The sequence below is a fragment of the Longimicrobium sp. genome, from assembly GCF_036554565.1.
GTDB lineage: Bacteria > Gemmatimonadota > Gemmatimonadetes > Longimicrobiales > Longimicrobiaceae > Longimicrobium.
On record NZ_DATBNB010000338.1, the window covers coordinates 1 to 1,883 of the forward strand.

The 1,883-nt window shown below is 72.7% G+C and carries 3 protein-coding genes; 2 read left to right on the plus strand and 1 reads right to left on the minus strand.

Annotation, left to right across the window (positions count from 1 at the left end):
• The coding region (locus VIB55_RS09555; RefSeq protein WP_331876421.1) for a tetratricopeptide repeat protein at positions 1-645 on the plus strand (645 nt) is incomplete at its 5' end.
• 52 nt (positions 646-697) lie between these two features.
• Here VIB55_RS09555 and VIB55_RS09560 read toward each other — a convergent pair.
• A complete protein-coding gene (locus VIB55_RS09560; protein WP_331876422.1) occupies positions 698-919 on the minus strand; it encodes a hypothetical protein in 222 nt (73 codons plus the stop codon).
• A 292-nt stretch (positions 920-1,211) separates the two neighbouring features.
• Between VIB55_RS09560 and VIB55_RS09565 the strand changes: the two genes are divergently transcribed.
• On the plus strand, positions 1,212-1,883 hold a 672-nt coding region (locus VIB55_RS09565; protein WP_331876423.1), incomplete at its 3' end, for a glycerophosphodiester phosphodiesterase.

Sequence of the window (1,883 nt, forward strand, 5' to 3'; positions counted from 1 at the left end):
CGTCCCTTTGCCCTGCACGACCTGTTCTGCATCGCCGCCAACGGCGGCGACCGCGACCAGGCCGAAATGTACGCCCGCGCGGCCTTCCGCAGCTACGGCCGCCGCCACCCCCGGCTCCCCGCCCTGGCGCACGACGTAGCCTGGTTCTGGATGCTGCAGCGGCACTACGGGCGCGCGCTGGAGATGTTCCGGGCGGTGCTGCGGCACGTGCCCCGCCCGCCGGAGCGGATGGTGGTGCTGGCCAACATCGCCCGCAGTGCCGCCGGCCTGGGCGACGCCGAGGGGTACGAGGCGGCGTGGAAGGAGGTGTGGCGCATCGTCGAGAACCGCGCCGACACCGAGCGCGTGGCCGAGGCCATGATCAGCCTGGCGCACGGCGCCTACTCGCTGCGCGAGGGCACGCGCATGGAGATGTCGGCCAGCCTGGCCCTGCGCGTCGCCACGCGCCGGCACGAGGCACAGGAGCGGCTGGCGGCCGAAGACCTGCTGAACCGCGCCCGCAACCTCAAGGCGCGCCGCCGCCGGGGCGCCGCCCTGCCGCCCCTCCCGCCGCCGGTGGAGCCGGAGCCCGGCGCCGAGCCGTCCAGCGCCGACCAGCTTCACGACGACCTGGTAGAGGCGCTGCTCGAGGTGCCGCTGCCGTGAGGGCGCACCCGCGGGCGGAGCGCTCGCGCCCTCCGCCCGCCGCTCGCTGGACTCAGGTACCCGAGCCCAGCGAGCCGCCGTAGCCGGTGCTGTCCGACGGCGTTACCTCCGGCGGGGCGCTCTGCGTCGCCGCCGAGTCGGGGGAGGGGGCCTGCACGTCCAGGCGCGCACGCTCCGGCGCGGTAACGCCGTCCGTGCGGCCGCACGCGGCGACGGCCACCAGCAGGGCCGCGGCGATCAGGAATGCCTTGGGGGTGCGAATCATGGGCTGCATCTCCTTGGGAGAAGTGGTGTGTCAGGGTGGGCGCGCCGCCCGCCCGTCTCCCAAGGTATCGAATCTCGTTTACTTCGTACACTTTAGCGGTTGGCGGCGCGGGTCAGCCTCGTGATGCGCAGTGGCGGTTCGGGTGCGGGAACGTGGGGCTGACGAGAGGCTAGCGGGAGCGAAGGGATGCTTCATGTGCAGATGTCTCACACGGTGGCCGCTTTGTCCACCCTTTAATTCCGGCTCCACGCGCGTAGGTTAGGGATGAACGCGGCCCATCACCCTCTCACCCGTCCATCGAATGCCCCTGCATCCCGACCGTCCGCTGGTGCTTGGACACCGCGGCGCCCCGTTGGAGGCGCCGGAGAACACCATGCGCGGCTTTCGCCTGGCGGTGGCGCACGGGGCGGACGGTGTGGAGCTCGACGTTCAGCCGGCGGCGGACGGCACCCCCGTGGTCATCCACGACCTGTCGCTGGACCGCACCACCGACCGCACGGGTGCCGTCGCGGCGCTGACCTGGCCCGCCATCGCCGAGGCGCGCGCGGGGGGCGAGCCGGTGCCGCGCCTGGAAGAGGCAGCAGCCTGGGCGGCGGAGAGCGGGGCGTGGGTGAACGTCGAGATCAAGTCGCCCGGAGCGGGGGCGGCGTCCGTGGCGGCAATGGAGGCGGCGGGGGTGATGGAGAGGACGGTGTTCTCCTCCTTCGTCCCCGAGGTGATCGCGGAGCTGGGGCGCGTGGCACCGCACGCCCGCCGCTACTTCCTCACGGAGCGCTGGGACGACGAGGTGCGGCGGACGGTTCAGGATCTCGGCGCGCACGGCGTCTGCCCGCATCACTCCATCGCCACGACGGCGCTGCTGGCGGAACTTCGTCAGGCCGGACTTGGAGTGGTGGTATGGACGGTGGACGATCCCGAACGCATCCGTGAGCTGGTGCGCGCCGGGGTGGATGCCGTGATCACGAACCGCCCG

Coding starts and splice junctions, on each gene's coding strand:
- VIB55_RS09560 (WP_331876422.1), bottom strand. CDS start 919: ATGCAGCCCATGATTCGCACCCCCAAGGCATTCCTGATCGCCGCGGCC.